16 protein-coding genes are annotated in these 17,134 nt (G+C 48.0%); 14 read left to right on the top strand and 2 right to left on the bottom strand.

The features are described from left to right. Both WJM45_RS10400 and lolD read left to right on the top strand, forming a co-directional pair. Positions 1 to 1,248 (top strand): lipoprotein-releasing ABC transporter permease subunit, encoded by a 1,248-nt coding sequence (locus WJM45_RS10400; protein WP_341328859.1) that lies wholly within the window; start codon positions 1 to 3, stop codon positions 1,246 to 1,248. Continuing rightward, positions 1,241 to 1,924 (top strand): lipoprotein-releasing ABC transporter ATP-binding protein LolD, encoded by a 684-nt coding sequence (lolD, locus tag WJM45_RS10395; protein WP_341328858.1) that lies wholly within the window; start codon positions 1,241 to 1,243, stop codon positions 1,922 to 1,924. Before WJM45_RS10400 ends, lolD begins: the two co-directional genes overlap by 8 nt. Positions 1,925 to 2,448: 524 nt before the next feature. On the opposite strand, the gene WJM45_RS10390 is transcribed toward lolD, so the two are convergent. Next, positions 2,449 to 2,955, bottom strand: coding sequence for a DUF2062 domain-containing protein (locus tag WJM45_RS10390; RefSeq protein ID WP_341328857.1), 507 nt, complete (start codon positions 2,953 to 2,955; stop codon positions 2,449 to 2,451). 82 nt (positions 2,956 to 3,037) lie between these two features. Here WJM45_RS10390 and WJM45_RS10385 point away from each other — a divergent pair, with 82 nt between their 5' ends. From WJM45_RS10385 to sufD, 5 genes are all read left to right on the top strand, one after another. Beyond that, on the top strand, positions 3,038 to 5,311 hold the full coding sequence (locus tag WJM45_RS10385) for a DNA internalization-related competence protein ComEC/Rec2 (RefSeq protein WP_341328856.1): 2,274 nt from the start codon (positions 3,038 to 3,040) through the stop codon (positions 5,309 to 5,311). A 102-nt stretch (positions 5,312 to 5,413) separates the two neighbouring features. Next, positions 5,414 to 5,863 (top strand): SUF system Fe-S cluster assembly regulator, encoded by a 450-nt coding sequence (locus tag WJM45_RS10380; RefSeq protein ID WP_341328855.1) that lies wholly within the window; start codon positions 5,414 to 5,416, stop codon positions 5,861 to 5,863. A 14-nt stretch (positions 5,864 to 5,877) separates the two neighbouring features. Further along, positions 5,878 to 7,326, top strand: a complete 1,449-nt coding sequence (sufB, locus tag WJM45_RS10375) for a Fe-S cluster assembly protein SufB (RefSeq protein ID WP_341328854.1) — start codon at positions 5,878 to 5,880, stop codon at positions 7,324 to 7,326. Positions 7,327 to 7,389: 63 nt separating this feature from the next. Then, a complete protein-coding gene (gene sufC, locus WJM45_RS10370; RefSeq protein WP_341328853.1) occupies positions 7,390 to 8,142 on the top strand; it encodes a Fe-S cluster assembly ATPase SufC in 753 nt (250 codons plus the stop codon). 1 nt (position 8,143) lies between these two features. Beyond that, positions 8,144 to 9,466, top strand: coding sequence for a Fe-S cluster assembly protein SufD (gene sufD / locus WJM45_RS10365; protein WP_341328852.1), 1,323 nt, complete (start codon positions 8,144 to 8,146; stop codon positions 9,464 to 9,466). Positions 9,467 to 9,605: 139 nt separating this feature from the next. On the opposite strand, the gene WJM45_RS10360 is transcribed toward sufD, so the two are convergent. Beyond that, positions 9,606 to 10,169: a Uma2 family endonuclease gene (locus WJM45_RS10360; protein WP_341328851.1), complete on the bottom strand. Its 564-nt coding sequence runs from the start codon at positions 10,167 to 10,169 to the stop codon at positions 9,606 to 9,608. 62 nt (positions 10,170 to 10,231) lie between these two features. Between WJM45_RS10360 and WJM45_RS10355 the strand changes: the two genes are divergently transcribed. The 7 genes from WJM45_RS10355 (at position 10,232) to lysS (ending at position 16,852) form a co-directional block, all read left to right on the top strand. After that, positions 10,232 to 11,455: a cysteine desulfurase gene (locus WJM45_RS10355; RefSeq protein ID WP_341328850.1), complete on the top strand. Its 1,224-nt coding sequence runs from the start codon at positions 10,232 to 10,234 to the stop codon at positions 11,453 to 11,455. Next, positions 11,455 to 11,907, top strand: a complete 453-nt coding sequence (gene sufU / locus WJM45_RS10350) for a Fe-S cluster assembly sulfur transfer protein SufU (RefSeq protein ID WP_341328849.1) — start codon at positions 11,455 to 11,457, stop codon at positions 11,905 to 11,907. Before WJM45_RS10355 ends, sufU begins: the two co-directional genes overlap by 1 nt. A 182-nt stretch (positions 11,908 to 12,089) precedes the next feature. Then, positions 12,090 to 12,860, top strand: a complete 771-nt coding sequence (locus WJM45_RS10345; RefSeq protein WP_341328848.1) for a class I SAM-dependent methyltransferase — start codon at positions 12,090 to 12,092, stop codon at positions 12,858 to 12,860. 20 nt (positions 12,861 to 12,880) lie between these two features. Further along, positions 12,881 to 13,201 (top strand): non-heme iron oxygenase ferredoxin subunit, encoded by a 321-nt coding sequence (locus tag WJM45_RS10340; protein ID WP_341328847.1) that lies wholly within the window; start codon positions 12,881 to 12,883, stop codon positions 13,199 to 13,201. A gap of 132 nt (positions 13,202 to 13,333) precedes the next feature. Next, positions 13,334 to 14,432 (top strand): peptide chain release factor 2 gene (gene prfB / locus WJM45_RS10335; RefSeq protein ID WP_125219503.1). Its coding sequence is split into 2 segments (ribosomal slippage): positions 13,334 to 13,408 and positions 13,410 to 14,432, totalling 1,098 coding nucleotides; the frame shifts between segments, so codons are not numbered across the junction. Between the two features lie 23 nt (positions 14,433 to 14,455). Continuing rightward, positions 14,456 to 15,265 carry an NYN domain-containing protein gene (locus tag WJM45_RS10330; RefSeq protein ID WP_341328846.1) on the top strand — a complete coding sequence of 270 codons (810 nt, stop codon included), beginning with the start codon at positions 14,456 to 14,458 and terminating at the stop codon, positions 15,263 to 15,265. Between the two features lie 87 nt (positions 15,266 to 15,352). After that, a complete protein-coding gene (gene lysS / locus WJM45_RS10325; RefSeq protein WP_341328845.1) occupies positions 15,353 to 16,852 on the top strand; it encodes a lysine--tRNA ligase in 1,500 nt (499 codons plus the stop codon). Positions 16,853 to 17,134 lie beyond the last annotated feature (282 nt).

The following is a 17,134-nucleotide window of genomic DNA, read 5'->3' as shown; positions in this document are numbered from 1 at the left end:
ATGTTTAAACCTCTCATTTTGTATATTGGCCTGCGCTATACGCGGGCCAAACGCCGCACTCAATTTATTTCATTCATCACGCTCACATCTATACTTGGCATTGCTTTGGGAGTGACCGCATTGATCACCGTCTTGTCGGTGATGAACGGCTTCGAAGCGGAATTGCGTGAACGGATTTTAGGTATGACTTCACATGCCACCGTCACAGGGCTTGATGGCCAATTGGATGACTGGCAAAAACTAAATGGCTTGATTGAAAGCTATCCTAATATAGAAGGGACAGCGCCATTCATTAACGGCCAAGTCATGATTAATGCGGACCGACGAGTCAGCGGCACGATGCTGCGAGGCATCCTGCCGAGCGTGGAGCATCAGGTTTCCGAAGTTGCTGAAAAAATGAAGGCCGGTTCGCTCGAACAGCTAATACCCGGTGAATACAATATCGTTTTAGGTGCGGAATTGGCCGCCTATCTCGGTGCGATGGTCGGAGACAAGATTACTGTAATCACCCCTCAAATTACATCGACGCCGGCCGGAATATTGCCTCGTATGCGCCGATTTACCGTCAGCGGTGTGTTCGAAGTGGGCATGTATGAGTATGACCGAAACATGGCGATTATCCATTTAGATGATGCGTCAAGATTGTTCAGAATGGGGGAAGCGGTTTCCGGTCTACGCTTAAAGCTTGACGATTTGTTCAATGCGCCGCAAATCAGCCGATCAATCGCTCAAGCCTTGTATGAGGATTATCGAGTTAGCGATTGGACGCAAGCGCACAGTAATTTTTTCCGCGCGATTCAAACCGAAAAGCGGGTCATGTTTATTATCTTACTACTAATCGTTGCGGTGGCCGCTTTCAATATTGTATCGACGCTGGTCATGGTGGTAACGGATAAACGCGGTGATATTGCCATTTTGAAAACTCAGGGCCTGTCTTCGCCTTCGGTCATGGGAATTTTCGTCGTTTTGGGTGGGATTATCGGTGTGGTCGGTACTTTGCTAGGTACTGCAGGAGGTATTGCTTTGGCGCTGAATGTCGAAACCATTGTGCCGGCGATCGAACAGTTTTTCGGTGTACAGTTCATGGCGGCCGATGTCTATTACATCAGTGAGTTACCTTCAAAACTGGAATGGGAGGATGTGTATACAATCGCAGGAATGGCTTTCTCGTTATCGTTACTCGCAACTCTTTATCCGGCCTGGCAAGCATCAAAAATCAATCCCGCGGAAGTTTTAAGATATGAATGATTCGACTATTTTACAATGCCGCGATTTGACGAAGAGTTTCAAGCAAGGCGGACTCAATGTCGATGTGTTGAAAGGCGTCGATTTAAATATCGGCATTGGCGAACGTGTGGCCATCATGGGTGCCTCGGGTTCAGGTAAAAGCACCTTACTGCACATGCTCGGCGGGCTCGATAAACCCGATGGCGGCGAAGTCGTTTTGGACGGAGTCAATCTCAATAAAGTCAATTCGACTAAATTAAATAAACTGAGAAACAGCTCTTTGGGCTTCATTTACCAATTCCATCATTTGCTAGGCGAGTTCACGGTATTGGAAAATGTAGCGATGCCTTTGTTGATCGGCGGTGAAACGGTCGGTCAAGCTCGGCATAAGGCCGATAAGCTATTGCAACGAGTCGGATTGGGGCATCGAGTGGAACATAAGCCCGGTGAACTTTCCGGTGGAGAGCGGCAGCGGGCCGCCGTTGCCAGAGCATTGATTAATCAACCGAAATGCGTATTAGCGGACGAACCGACAGGTAATCTAGACAGCAAAACGGCCGAACAAATTTATCAACTAATGTTAGAGTTGAATCGTGAACTTAAAGTGAGCTTCCTAATTGTCACTCACGATCCGGATTTGGCTCAGCGCATGGATACCGTGTTGCATATGGAAGATGGTCTGATCGTCAATCACTAAATGGTGAATGGTGAATGGTGAATGGTGAATGGTGAATGGTGAAATGATGCGGCTTTTCTATCCCTTGTCAAGATCGCTTCATTCATATTTCATCAGCTTTCAGATATTTGCACGAAACGTAACGTAATTATTCACACCCCCTATCGTTCCCACGCTCCGGCGTGGGAATGAAGACCGAGACGCTCTGGCGTCTCGTACCGCTGGAGCGGTACTCAGGCATTCCCACGCTCTGCGAACAACGTTATACATAAATTGTAGGGTACGCTTCGCGTACCTAATGACCGAAACCCTGCCCAGGTCAAACCATAAGGGCTTGGGTTACTATTGGCGGAGTCGCCATGGTACGCGCAGCGTACCCTACTTTAGTTCCGGCGATTGCGTGATGTTGCTATTGCGCTGGACGGCCAACAACGTATCTCGAAGGAGATGTGTATAACGGCAAGCGCTGGAGCATGGAAACTATAGGGTTGTGAATAATTCCCACGAAACTGTTATTTTTAGAGCCGTCTCATAGCGCAAAGAAACTAACGCTTCTGCCGCTTAATCCAGCGCTTACCGACATGATAGCGCCACAGATTGCTCATGCCGAAATAGCCGGCAGCTGAACTTATTGTGCCGATGACCAAGCAGCCCAACAAAAATGGGGCCCAAATATCGCCTAGTTCCGCCATGGCATTTTCAAAGGTAAATTCAACATCTTCATGCGGATTTCTCGCCAACAGTAGCAGTCCGACTCGATAGGCAAAATAAAACATCGGCGGCATCGTAAATGGGTTAGTGATCCACACCAACGCGACCGACAAAGGTAAATTGGCCCGAAAATAAAAGGCGCCAACCGCGGCGATTGCCATCTGGCCGGGGACAGGAATCCAAGCTGTAAATAAACCGATTGCAAAAGCCAGCGCTACCGAACGGCGGTTTAAATGCCATAAATTCGGCTCGTGCAAACGCTCACCCAAAAACTGTAGATTTTTGTGTTCTTTGATTTTATCGGGATGAGGCAGATACTTTTTGATGAGCTTTTTAGGCATGATCTTTGTAATTATAGTTTTTCAGGCCTTTAGTTTATCAGGTTTTTAAAAGCCGAAAAAGCATAAATAACTCGGAGAACTGATGGCTAGATCCGCGTTTTTCTTCGCAGCCGGTATTTGGATTGTTCAACAATTTCCACAATTACCTGATGATTGGCATTGGCTGGCCTCTGCTTGCGTCCTGATCGGAATTTTACTCAGACTAAAATTTCGAAAATCCGCTACCTTTTTGTTCGGCATGCTGTGGGCGATTGTTTATGCTTCGATTGCTTTATCGAATCGACTCCCGATCGATTTGGAAAGCAAGATAATACCGATACAGGGACGCATTACCGGGCTGCCCAGTCTAAGCGATAGGCGTGTTCGTTTCAACCTAACCGATATTCAAGGTCCTGAAGGCATCCCTAAGAAACTGCGCTTGAGTTGGTATAATCCCAAGCATGAAATTAAAGCCGGCCAGTATTGGTCGTTTTCGGTCAAGCTAAAACGACCGCATGGCAATTTGAATCCGGGCGGTTTCGATTATGAGCGTTGGTTACTGAGCGAAGGTATCGGGGCAACCGGTTATGTTCGTGAGAGACCGTCGCCTGTAATAGTTTCGGACAAGTCGTCGTTTTTTAATGTTTCAATTTGGCGTCAACAACTTTCGGATAAGCTTAATAATGCCGGCGTTTCAAGCGATACAATCGGCATCATCAAGGCTCTGGCAATCGGCGAAAGGCGGGAGCTTAGTTCAGCGCAATGGACTATCTTCCGTAACACCGGAACCGTTCATTTAATAGCGATTTCCGGTTTGCATATCGGGCTGATTTCAGGATTGATTTATTTAACGGTCGTTAAATTCTGGACCAGAACCGGAATATTGAGATGGTCGCCCCATCATGCCGGCGCGCTTGCGGCTCTGTCTATCGCTGCGCTCTATGCCGGTTTGGCCGGGTTTTCGGTGCCTACGCAACGCGCCTTGATCATGTTGGCAGCAGTTATGTTCTCGGTCATTTGGCAAAGAAACGTCAGTCTCTCCAATACATTAGCGTTAGCTTTATTTGCCGTACTGGCGATGGATCCCTTGGCGATATTATCACCCGGGTTTTGGCTCTCGTTTTTGGCGGTTATCTTTATAGTCTTCATTGCAGGAGGGCGACTTCAGGAAACAAATCGATGGCTGGCGGCAGTAAAAATTCATTGGGCGATGACATTAGCGCTTGCGCCGGTATTGTTATTCTTTTTTCAGCAAACGTCATTAATTGCGCCACTGGCAAATTTAATTGCAGTTCCTGTCGTTAGCTTTCTGGTTGTACCCATTCTGCTTCCTTCCATGATTCTTCTATGGCTTATCCCTGAGTTAGCCCAACCTCTATTGTTGTTAATCGATACGATATTAAGAGTGTTGCTTTGGTTTTTGGCTGAATTAGCCGATTGGCCATTCTCGACAGTATCTTATCCTCAGCCTACGTTGATTGCCGTGGCTTTTTTTGTGCTGGGTGTTTTTATGTTATTGATGCCGCGGGGATTAACCGGACGCTGGTTGGGATACCTAATGCTTTGTCCATTATTTTTCCCAAGCTTGGATCGTCCGGAAGATGGAGAGGTCAAGCTAACCTTGCTCGATGTCGGCCAAGGTTTGGCTACCGTAGTGCAAACCGCAAAACATGTTTTGGTATTCGATACCGGAATTCGTTTCGATTCCGGATCGGATAGCGGCACATCGGTCTTGTTGCCGTTTTTACGTTATCATGGAATCGATCGAGTCGATAAACTTATTATCAGTCACGGCGATAACGACCATATCGGCGGCGCGGTTACATTACTCAGGGGTATTAGAACGGGTGCAGTTTTGAGTAGTGTGCCGGAGCGAATTGACCATGTATCGGTGGATTTTTGCAGAACCGGTCAAAGTTGGTTATGGGACGGCGTCTCGTTTATTATGTTGGCGCCAGGTGAAGAAGCAGTTTTTCGTTCGAGCAATGATAACTCCTGTGTGCTCAAGGTTGTTACAGAACAAGGCAGCATCTTGTTGACCGGCGATATTGAAAAAAACGTTGAAGCTTGGTTAATTGAAAAATACGCTTACGATTTGCTTGCCGATATTTTGATCGTTCCGCATCATGGCAGTAAGACATCTTCGACGCATGCATTTTTGCAAGCCGTTTCCCCGAGTTATGCGCTAATTCCATCCGGCTATAAGAACCGTTTCGGATTTCCTCATCAAGAAGTCATCGAACGTTTGGATGATTTAAACATTAATTGGTTTGATACTGGCCGCTATGGAGCTTTGACCGTAACGACAACAAAACACACGCTAAAATTGGAAGCACAACGCCTAGCCCATCGGCGCTATTGGCATGCGACCCCATGATTAACCTAACCCCATAAAAAAGCCTAATGAAAAAATAATAACCAAGTGCTTTACTATGGTATTAAATAGGACTAAAATAGTCCTGAATTTTTGGAGCAGGGTATGTTGCGTCTAGGCAAGTTAACAGATTATGCGACAGTGATTTTAAGCTATATGGCAAAAAACCGATTCCAGATGCATGCCGCCAATGAAATCGCCGATATCACCGGTATTGCACCGGCAACGGTTAGTAAGCTTTTAAAGCAACTCGCCAAGGCGGGTCTAGTTTGTTCGACTCGAGGTGCAAAAGGCGGTTATGAGTTGGCGAACTTACCCGAACATATTACTGTGGCAAGCATTATTAGCGCCGTAGAAGGCCCTATTGCTTTAACCGAATGCAGTATTTCGCAACAAAACTGCGAACAGGCCGGCGGCTGCGAAATTCGCGGCAGTTGGGGGAAAATCAATCAAGCCATCTTTAATGCGCTTGATTCAATTACACTAGCGGATTTGATTTTGCCGGCATCGAAGCCGGAAGAATTTTATGTGCCGGTAGCGAGTCTTTACCGGTAACGACGGAGAACGAAATGTCAGCAAGCGCAAAAGAAATCGAACAACTGATCGGAAAAGAATACAAGCAAGGCTTTGTTACGGAATTGGAAACCGATACTTTTCCGCCCGGCCTAGACGAAGAAGTGATTTATAAACTCTGGAAAATCAAAAATGAACCCGAGTTTATGCTGGAGTACAGACTGAAGGCGTTTCGTCATTGGCAAACGATGAAGTCGCCGGAGTGGGCTTTCGTCAAGTTCGATCCGATCGATTATCAAGCAGTGAGTTATTATTCGGCTCCTAAGCGTAAGGAAGATGGCCCAAAAAGTCTCGACGAGGTCGATCCGCAAATTCTTGAAGCTTACAAAAAACTCGGCATTCCTCTCGACGAACAGGAGCGCCTAGCCGGTGTTGCAGTCGATGCGGTGTTCGACAGCGTCTCGGTCGCGACTACATTTAAGAGTAAGCTGAAAGAAGCCGGGGTAATTTTTTGCCCGATTTCCGAAGCCTTGCGCGAATATCCGGATTTGGTTCAACAGTATCTCGGCTCGGTCGTGCCGACCGGAGATAATTTTTTCGCAGCACTGAACTCTGCCGTGTTTACCGACGGTTCTTTCGTTTATATTCCGAAAGGCGTACGCTGCCCAATGGAGTTGTCGACTTATTTTCGAATCAATGCAGCCAACACCGGACAATTCGAAAGAACCTTGATTATCGCCGACGAAGGCAGCTATGTCAGTTATCTCGAAGGCTGCACAGCGCCAATGCGCGACGAGAACCAATTACATGCCGCAGTCGTCGAATTGATCGCATTGGATAATGCCGAAATCAAATATTCAACTGTACAAAATTGGTATCCCGGCGACAAGGAGGGTAAGGGCGGTATCTATAATTTCGTGACTAAGCGCGCCGATTGCCGTGGTGAAAACTCCAAGGTATCGTGGACGCAAGTCGAAACCGGATCGGCGATCACCTGGAAGTATCCAAGCTGTGTATTGACCGGCAATAATTCGATCGGAGAATTTTATTCTGTCGCGTTGACTAACAATTATCAACAAGCCGATACCGGCACCAAAATGATTCATATCGGCAAAAACACGCGCAGCACGATCATTTCTAAGGGCATTTCGGCGGGCAGGGCGCAGAACACTTATCGCGGCTTGGTCAAAGTCTTGAAAGGTGCCGAGAATGCGCGCAACTATACGCAATGCGATTCGCTCTTGGTCGGCGACAAATGCGGCGCGCATACGTTCCCTTATGTCGAGGTCAAACAACCTTCAGCGCAGGTCGAACACGAGGCGACGACATCGAAAATCAGCGAGGATCAATTGTTTTTCTGCCAGCAGCGCGGACTTTCGGCCGAAGACGCGGTTTCCATGATTGTCAACGGTTTCTGTAAAGAGGTCTTCAAGGAATTGCCGATGGAATTTGCAGTCGAGGCGCAGGCTTTGTTAGGGCTCAGTTTGGAAGGATCGGTAGGTTAGCGACCATCATCTAATGAACGTGGCTTTATAACGATCAAACCATATAATTTTTAGGAAAAAAACATGCTCAATATTGAAAATCTCCACGTCAGCGTGGGCGACAAACCAATTTTGAAAGGTATTAATCTTCAAGTGAAACCTGGCGAAATTCATGCCATCATGGGGCCGAACGGTTCCGGAAAAAGCACGTTATCCCATGTTTTGTCAGGCAAAAGCGGTTATACCGTTACCCAAGGTCAAGTAACTTATGAAGGCAAAGATCTGACTGAAATGGCGCCTGAAATCAGGGCCCGCGAAGGCGTGTTCTTGGCCTTTCAGTATCCGGTCGAAATACCGGGGGTCAGCAATATTTACTTATTGAAAGCTGCGCTAAACTCGATCCGCAAGCACCAAGGCTTGCCCGAAGTCGACGCGATGGATTTTTTGACGTTGATCAAAGAAAAAGTCCGTCTGCTAGAAATGGACGAAAAATTCCTGTACCGGGCCGTCAACGAAGGCTTCTCGGGCGGCGAGAAAAAGCGCAACGAAATCCTGCAAATGGCGGTGTTGGAACCGAAGCTATGCATTCTCGACGAAACCGATTCCGGTCTCGACATCGATGCATTGAAAGTCGTCGCCGAGGGCGTTAATTCAATACGTTCGCCGGAGCGTTCGTTCGTGATGATTACGCATTATCAACGACTGCTCGATTACATCAAGCCGGACTTCGTGCATGTCTTGGCGCACGGACAAATCGTCAAATCGGGCGGGCCGGAATTGGCATTGGAGCTCGAGGAAAAAGGTTATAGCTGGGTTGAAAACAAACAGGCCGCTTGATATGACTACGCAAACCGCTAGCCGTTATACGGCAGAATATTCGAAAATCGAAGCGAAGTTGCCCGGCGGATCGCTGCCGTGGCTGCGCGAATTGCGCAATGAGGCGCTGAAGCAATTTTCCGGGCGCGGTTTTCCGTCGCTGCGGGAAGAAGAATGGCGCTATACGAACGTATCCGGCATCGAGAAAAATTTGTTCGAACCGAACCTTGAGCCGAGCGATCAAAAAATCGACAACGTTTGGCTCAACAATTATCGTTTGACCGATTGCTGGCAAATCGTGCTAGTCGACGGCTATTACTCGGCTGAATTGTCCAACCTAGCAGGTATTCCGAAAAACGTCACGATAAAGAGCCTAAACGAACTACTCGAAACCGATGCCGAGCAAGTCGAACCTTACTTCGGCAAAGCGGTTGGCATTGATGAGCACAGTTTCGTCGCGTTTAATACCGCTTGGTTCGGCGATGGCGCATTCATACGCATACCGACCAAAACCTTGCTCGAAAAGCCCGTGCAATTGCTGCATGTCGTCACCGACCCGAATCGCTTGGCGGCGACGCGTAATCTCGTGATTGCCGAATCGATGGCGCAGGCGCAAATGATCGAAACCTACATCGGCGTCGATCAAGCCTATCTATCGGCGGCGGTCACCGAAGTTTTCGTTGAACAAAATGCCGATTTGACTCTATATAAAGCGCAATGCGAATCGGAAAAAGCCTATCACTTCGGCGGTACTTATGTGAAACAGGCTCGTGACGCGCGCTTCAATCATCACAATTTCGCCTTCGGAAGCTTGTTGGCGAGAAGCGATATTCATGTCGACCTCGGCCATGCGAGCGAATGTAATTTGAACGGTTTGTATCTGGGTATCAAGCGTCAGCATCTCGACAACCATACGCGCATCAATCATCTTGAACCGTATGCAGTCAGTCGCGAAGTTTATAAAGGCGTTCTGGACGGCAGGGCGCGCGGCGTGTTTCAAGGGCGAGTAGTGGTCGCCGAGGATGCGCAAAAAACCGATTCGGAAATGAACAACCGCAATTTATTGTTATCGAACGATGCTGAAGCCGACACTAAGCCGCAGCTGGAAATCTATGCCGACGATGTCAAATGCGCGCATGGCGTCACGGTCGGACAGCTCGATGAAAAGTCGGTGTTTTATTTGCAATCGCGCTGCGTCGATGAGGAAACCGCCCGTAACATGCTGACTTTCGCGTTCGCGAACGAGATGGTCACGAAGATCACGCAAAAAAGCCTGCACGATCTGGTGCTTGCCGAAGTGCTGAAGCGCTTTCCGCAGCAGGGGATCACGCAAGATTGGCTGTAAGTGGTATTTGCCGGGATTTCGCTGCGCTTTCTCGCCGCCTTGGTTCAATGATTGTTAAGTCAACCACAGAGAACACAGAGCCATTAGTACTGACACCTCTGTGAACTCGGTGTCCTCTGTGGTTTTAAATGACAAAAGCCTAAATTATGTCACCGATATCGATCGTGATGCCGGGGAGTTCGGACAGGGCGATCGAATCGCCGGTCGTCAAGGTGCGTTTCTCGGCATAAAGATCGCCGGTCGGCTTTCGGTAAACTTCGACGCTGGCCTCGTTGAGATTGAGCAGCCAGTACTCGGGAATCCGGTGTAAGGCATAAAGATGCATTTTCTGGTTACGGTCGAATTCGAGCGACGAATCGGCGACTTCGATCAGCAATAACACATCGACGGCGACAGGATGACGGGTCGAGTAAAAGTCCGGATTCGGTTTCAAAAGCATGAAGTCCGGTTCCGGCTCGGACAGATCGCCGAGTTGTAGTGGGTTTTGAACGCTGGCAATCGCCGTTTCACTAGGTAGTAGTTTTAATAACTTATTGAGGATGCGGTTCAAATGACCCGCATGGTTGCAGCCTATTGGGGACATTTCCAAGATTTCTCCGTTGATCAGTTCGAGACGGCTGTCGGGCGGAAAAATGTCGGCTTCGCCGAGTTTCCGCCACTCGTCGATATCGGTCAGATGTTTTCGAGGATTTGCGATCGCCATAATTGAAACCGTTTGATTTTCAAAAAGTAAAATATAAAGAATATACGCCAAACAAGCAAACCATGACACCATTTCCTATCGATAAAATACGCAGCGATTTTCCGATCCTGAACGAGAAAATCCGTAATAAATCGCTGGTCTATCTGGACAATGCGGCTTCTAGCCAGAAACCGAACGCCGTGATCGATTGCATCAGCCATGTCTATCGCCATGATTATGCAAATGTGCATCGCGGAGTGCATACGCTCAGCGTCCGCTCGACCGACAAATTCGAAGGCGCTCGGGAAATAATCAAGGATTTCATCAACGCCGGTTCGGACAAGGAAATCATTTTCACAAAGGGCACGACCGAATCGATTAATCTGGTCGCGCAAAGTTTCGGCAAAGCCAACGTCAAAGCCGGCGACGAAATTCTAATCAGCGGGATGGAACACCATTCCAACATCGTGCCATGGCAAATGTTGTGCGAGCAGACCGGCGCGATACTGAAAGTCGCGCCGATCAATCTTCGCGGCGAACTGATTCTCGACGAATTCCTCAAATTGATCGGCGATAAAACGCGTCTGATCTCGGTCGCTCATATGTCTAATGCCTTGGGTACGATTAATCCGGTCAGACAAATCATCGCGGCCGCACATGAAAAGAACATTCCGGTACTGCTCGACGGCGCACAAGCGATACCTCACATGCCTGTCGATGTGCTCGATCTCGATTGCGATTTTTATGCTTTTTCCGGCCATAAGCTATACGGTCCATCCGGCATCGGCGTGTTGTACGGCAAACAAGCCTTGCTGGAAAGGATGCCTCCGTATCAAGGCGGCGGCGACATGATTCGCAAAGTCACGTTCGAAGAAACCGAGTACAATACGCTGCCTTATAAATTCGAGGCCGGTACTCCGGGCATCGCCGACGCAATAGCCCTTGGCGCGGCAATCGATTATCTGAACGAAATCGGCATGGATGTTGTAGCCGCTTACGAAGCCGAGCTACTCGATTACGCGACCGAACAGGCGAAGAAAATCAAAGGCCTTCGAATCATCGGCGAAGCAGAAGAAAAAGGTGCGATCCTATCCTTCGTACTGGACAAAATCCATCCGCACGATATCGGCACGATGCTGGACAGCTTAGGCATCGCGGTGAGAGCCGGGCATCACTGTGCGATGCCGGTCATGGACTTTTTCGAAGTGCCCGCAACCGCGAGAGCATCGTTCGCGATATATAATACGAAACAGGAAATCGATGTATTGATGAACGGCATAGAATCTTTAATAGAGGTATTTGGTTAATGTTTGACGATTTAAGAGATCTCTACCAAGAGGTCATTTTCGACCACAACCGCAATCCGCGTAATTTCAGGATCATCGAGAATGCAGATAGGAAAGTGGACGGTTTCAATCCGCTGTGCGGCGACCGCCTGACGCTCTACTTAAAAATGAACGGCGATGTGATCGAAGACGCGAGCTTTCAGGGTTCAGGCTGCGCCATTTCGACCGCGTCGGTTTCATTGATGACCGAAATCGTCAAAGGCAAAACCGAAGCCGAAGCCGAAGCCTTGTTCAAGACTTTTCACGAAATGACGACCGGCAAGGACGAACAGTTCAATCTCGAAGCCGTCGGCAAGCTGGCCGTGTTGGCCGGCGTCAGAGAGTATCCTGCCCGCGTCAAATGCGCGACTCTGGCTTGGCATACGCTCGACGCCGCGCTGAAGAACGAAAAACAAGCGGTTTCGACTGAGTAATCCTAAAAAGCATTTCACCATGAAGATCATGAAGAATAAGAAGTTAATTCAATAGTTTGCCATGCATTAGCAAAACAGTTTTGTTCTCCTTAAAGGTTACTCAACGTTTATGTATATCCTATTGAAATATTTCAATAACTTCATGCGTTTCATGGTTACATTGCCGAATTTAGGATAATTCATTGGCAGGACATCCCTATATCGGCAAACTGGCCGTGCTCTATACCGGGCAGGGCGAGTTAGGTGATTATCAACAATTGGCCGAATGCCTGAATGTGCCGCTCAGAACCGGGGGCGGTGATCATCAAGAGCCTTATTTTCTGACCTGGCGCGACGGCGCGTTGAAATTGCTCGATCGGGAATTGCTGAAAAAAGGCGGTCTGGCGGTCGATATCGAACCACGGCCCGGCGAGCAAAGATCCTGGCCCGCGCCGAAAAACACGCCGCTTGGCCAAGCCTTGGGACGAAAAACGCAGACCGTCGTCGACGCGACGACCGGTTGGGGCCAAGACAGCCTGCATATTTTCAGAATGGGCTATCGTTTGCGCTGCATCGAACGTTCGCCGGTCATGGTCGAGTTATTGCAAGATGCTTTTCGGCGTTTAGGCGAATTGGAGTGGGTCAAAAACTTATCGCTCGAATTACCCGAATTGATCGCCGGCAATGCTATTGAAGTTTTCGCCGGGCTCGATCCGAAACCCGACTGCATCTATATCGATCCGATGTTTCCGCCGAAACGCAAAAAATCGGCATTGGCGAAAAAATCGATGACGATCCTGCATGAACTACTCGGCGATGACCCGGATAAGGACGCCTTGTTCGAAGCCGCGATGCAGGCGACAGCCAAGAAAGTGGTCGTCAAGAGCCCAGATTATGCAGAGCCGCTAGGTGGCAAACCGAGCCAGAGTTTTCAGGGCAAACTGTTGCGTTACGATGTGTATGTTAAAAATTAAAATAGAGGAGAGGAGTTATCATGTCCGATTGGATAGATGTCGTCGATCAAGATGCATTGGCCGATGGCGAACATGTCGTTGTTGAAGTCGATGGCGCCGACGTCGCGATATTCAAAATAGACGGCGAATTTTTCGCGATCGAGGATGTATGCACGCATGACGGCGCAGAAATCGCCAGCGGCGAACTCGACGGAGACGAAATCATTTGCCCGAGACACGGCGCTCGATTCTGCGTCAAAACCGGCGCTGTCAAGTCCGCGCCGGCTTATGAAGACATCCCCTGTTTTCCTTTGCGTATCGAAAACCACCGTATTCAAGTTCGCGACGACCGTTGGGATTAGCCGTTCAATCGTTTTTCGTTTATGAATGAAACGCGCTAATCGTATATAATCTAATGTTGTTCCATGAGGCTGATTAATTGCGAGTCAATGCTCGGCCAATGGTCTTTCGGTTTCATTAGATTATAAAAATTCATGCAAGAAATTAATCCTATCAAAAACAAAATCACCGACCTCAAAAGCCGCGGCGACGCGCTTAGGAGGTATCTTTGACTTCGATATCAAAAGCGAACGCCTCGTCGAAGTTCTGAAAGAACTCGAAGACCCCTCAATTTGGAACAACCCCGAACAGGCTCAAGCTATGGGTAAGGAACGGGTGCAACTCGAAAAAGTCGTCAATACGATCAACGAATTGGATCACGGCCTCGCCGACGCCGAAGAGTTACTAGTGATGGCAGTAGAAGAGGGAGACGAAGAAACCGTCGATACGGTTGCGAACGACCTTGATCAACTCGAAAGAAAAGTCGCCGAACTCGAATTTCGGCGCATGTTCTCAGGCGAAATGGACGCGAATAATGCCTTTCTCGATATTCAGGCCGGTTCCGGCGGCACCGAAGCACAAGATTGGGCTTCGATGATCGAACGCATGTATCTGCGTTGGGGCGAAGCGAAAGGTTTCAAGACCGAATTGATCGAAGAGTCGCCGGGCGATGTCGCCGGCATCAAGAGCGCAACGATTAAGTTCGAAGGCGAATACGCCTTCGGTTGGCTGCGTACCGAAACCGGCGTGCATCGATTGGTAAGAAAATCGCCGTTCGACTCCGGCAACCGCCGCCATACCTCATTTGCCTCGGTTTTCGTATCTCCCGAAATCGACGATGATATCGATATCGATATCAATCCGGCCGATTTGCGCATCGACGTTTACCGGGCCAGCGGCGCAGGCGGTCAGCACGTCAACCGTACCGAGTCTGCAGTAAGGATTACCCATGGTCCGAGCGGCATCGTCGTGCAATGTCAAAGCGATCGTTCGCAACACAAAAACAAAGACACCGCGATGAAACAGCTCAAGGCCAAGTTATACGAAATGGAAATCATGAAACGCAGCGAACAACAGCAGGCGCTTGAAGATTCCAAATCCGATATCGGCTGGGGCAGTCAGATCCGATCGTATGTCTTGGATCAATCGCGCATCAAGGATCTGCGCACGAACGTCGAAACCGGAAACACTCAAGCCGTGCTCGACGGCGAATTAGATCAATTTATTGAAGCGAGTTTGAAGAGTGGTTTATAACTGATGTTTAACGACACAGTAGCGTGCGTGACTTCAAAAGGAAATATATGGTGTATCCGTCAGAAACAAAAAGATTCGCATTATTAATAGATGCAGATAATGCCCAAGCTAAAGCTATAGAAGCAGTATTAAATGAAGCAGCAAGATATGGAGAAACAACATCCAGAAGATGTTATGGGGATTGGACTAATTCACAACTTAGATCTTGGAAAGAAGTCTTAAATAGACACGCTATTCAGCCAATTCAACAGTTTGGTTATACCACTGGAAAAAATGCAACAGACTCAGCTTTGATAATTGATGCGATGGATCTTCTTTATACAGGTAAGTTCAATGGTTTTTTTCTTGTTTCAAGTGATAGTGATTTTACTAAGTTAGCAACTCGAATTAGAGAGTCAGGTTTAGAAGTAATTGGAATAGGTCAAAGAAGAACACCAGAAGCATTCAGAGCTGCTTGCAACAAATTTATTTTTACTGAAACCATTATGGAAGAAGATGTTAATGATCTTACCAGCAGTTCAGTAAGTAATAATGGGACTGAACAAAAAAGCAATAGTAATGAAGCAAAAAAATCCACAGAATATTCGTTGAATGATAAAAACCTAAAGGTATTAATTAAGGAAGCGATCGATTCGGCTTCAGAAGATGATGGATGGGCTAACCTGGGAGGTGTTGGTTCTTATATTCAACGTGTAGATACCTCGTTTGATGCGAGGAATTATGGATATACCAAATTAGGTAAACTAATCACATCTCTTGATTTTGTGAAAGCTGAACAAAGAAATGCTGAAAATGGTAGTTCGAATACATATATCAAATTTCAAGGAAAATAACGTTTTAATATTAAACATATTCATGTATTTAAAATTTTAAGTAGCATGGATTGTTTAAAACCTAAATTTAGATTAAATAAAAATCTCATGTCCGAAACCCAATTACAAGACGAACAAGAACAAATCAGACAACGCCGCGGCAAACTCACTGAAATCCGCGAACGCGGCATCGCTTTTCCGACCGACTTCAGACGCAATGTCGTAGTCGGTGAATTGCTGGCGGAATACGGCGAAAAAACCAAGGAAGAGCTCGAGGCCGACCCGATCCGAGTCAAGGTTGCCGGGCGCATGATGACTCGCCGCATCATGGGTAAGGCAAGTTTCTGTCATATCCAGGACATGTCGGGCCAAATGCAGCTTTATGTCGCGCGCGATCATCTGCCGGAAGGTTTCTACAACGATCAGTTCAAGAAATGGGACATCGGCGATATCATCGGCACCGAGGGTGTATTGTTCAAAACCAATGTCGGCGAATTAAGCATCAAGGTCGACGATATTCGTTTATTGACCAAGGCGCTTAGGCCGTTGCCTGAAAAATTCCACGGTATCGCCGACCAGGAAATCAAATACCGCCAGCGTTATCTGGATTTGATCATGAGCGAGCAATCGCGCAAGACTTTCCTGATCCGTTCGAAAATCGTTACATACATAAGAGAATTCTTGGTAGCGCGACAATTTCTCGAAGTCGAAACGCCCATGATGCAGGCGATTCCCGGTGGTGCGACCGCTCGCCCGTTCAAGACGCATCACAATGCCTTGGACATGGAGCTGTTTTTACGGATTGCGCCGGAATTGTATCTGAAACGACTGATTGTCGGCGGTTTCGAGCGGGTTTTCGAAATCAACCGCAATTTCCGCAACGAAGGACTGTCGACACGGCACAATCCGGAATTCACGATGCTCGAATTCTATCAGGCCTATGCCGAGTATCACGACTTGATGGATTTGACCGAAGAAATGGTGCGAGGCATCGCACTCGAAGTACTCGGTCAAACACTGATTACTTATCAAGGCGAGCAATACGACTTCGGCAAACCGTTCGATCGCATGACCGTGGTCGAATCGATTCTGCATTTCAATCCGGATTTGACGATCGACGATTTGGCGACGCGCGAAGCGGCGGCGAAGGTGGCCGAAAATTTGAAAATCCCGGTCAAGGACGGCTACGGTCTCGGTAAAATTCAAATCGAAATCTTTGAAAAAACCGTGGAACATCGCTTGATGAATCCGACGTTTATTACCGCCTATCCTGTCGAAGTGTCACCATTGGCCAGACGCAACGATGACGATCCGCATGTGACCGACCGCTTCGAATTTTTCGTCGGCGGGCGTGAAATTGCGAACGGTTTTACCGAGTTGAACGACGCCGAAGACCAGGCGGAACGTTTTCGTAAGCAGGTCGAGGAAAAAGAAGCCGGTGACGATGAAGCGATGCATTATGATGCCGATTACGTGACCGCATTGGAACACGGCATGCCGCCGACGGCGGGCGAGGGCATAGGCATCGATCGCTTGGTGATGTTGTTTACCGATGCTCCGTCGATACGAGATGTATTGTTGTTCCCACATCTTCGGCCTAAGAATTAACCTATACCTACCGTAGGTCAAAATTCGGCACCGGGGTGCCCGTCAAAGGACGCCGTAAACCCAGCACCTAAATTCTATAGGTCTTTGGCAATAATTCAAAATCATGGCTTATTTAGGTGCTGGATGAATTATCCAAGACAATTAATCCTAGCCAATGGACTGTGGAATTTAGGTGCTGGGTAAATACGTCCATGCTGGCCCCTCACCTAGTGTTAGGTGAGGGGCCAAGCACTCCGGTGTCTCCTTAGGCACTGCCGAAATTTGAAGTGCGAAAGGTATAGA

This window comes from Methylotuvimicrobium sp. KM2, assembly GCF_038051925.1.
Classification (GTDB): Bacteria; Pseudomonadota; Gammaproteobacteria; order Methylococcales; family Methylomonadaceae; genus Methylotuvimicrobium.
The sequence above is the reverse complement of the archived record's forward strand: the minus strand, read 5'-3'. Positions and strand labels throughout refer to the sequence as shown.

Bases quoted from the DNA above. Each gene is read 5' to 3' on its own strand.
- WJM45_RS10400 (WP_341328859.1), top strand. From the start codon at position 1: ATGTTTAAACCTCTCATTTTGTATATTGGCCTGCGCTATACGCGGGCC.
- lolD (WP_341328858.1), top strand. From the start codon at position 1,241: ATGAATGATTCGACTATTTTACAATGCCGCGATTTGACGAAGAGTTTC.
- WJM45_RS10390 (WP_341328857.1), bottom strand. From the start codon at position 2,955: ATGCCTAAAAAGCTCATCAAAAAGTATCTGCCTCATCCCGATAAAATC.
- WJM45_RS10385 (WP_341328856.1), top strand. From the start codon at position 3,038: ATGGCTAGATCCGCGTTTTTCTTCGCAGCCGGTATTTGGATTGTTCAA.
- WJM45_RS10380 (WP_341328855.1), top strand. From the start codon at position 5,414: ATGTTGCGTCTAGGCAAGTTAACAGATTATGCGACAGTGATTTTAAGC.
- sufB (WP_341328854.1), top strand. From the start codon at position 5,878: ATGTCAGCAAGCGCAAAAGAAATCGAACAACTGATCGGAAAAGAATAC.
- sufC (WP_341328853.1), top strand. From the start codon at position 7,390: ATGCTCAATATTGAAAATCTCCACGTCAGCGTGGGCGACAAACCAATT.
- sufD (WP_341328852.1), top strand. From the start codon at position 8,144: ATGACTACGCAAACCGCTAGCCGTTATACGGCAGAATATTCGAAAATC.
- WJM45_RS10360 (WP_341328851.1), bottom strand. From the start codon at position 10,169: ATGGCGATCGCAAATCCTCGAAAACATCTGACCGATATCGACGAGTGG.
- WJM45_RS10355 (WP_341328850.1), top strand. From the start codon at position 10,232: ATGACACCATTTCCTATCGATAAAATACGCAGCGATTTTCCGATCCTG.
- sufU (WP_341328849.1), top strand. From the start codon at position 11,455: ATGTTTGACGATTTAAGAGATCTCTACCAAGAGGTCATTTTCGACCAC.
- WJM45_RS10340 (WP_341328847.1), top strand. From the start codon at position 12,881: ATGTCCGATTGGATAGATGTCGTCGATCAAGATGCATTGGCCGATGGC.
- lysS (WP_341328845.1), top strand. From the start codon at position 15,353: ATGTCCGAAACCCAATTACAAGACGAACAAGAACAAATCAGACAACGC.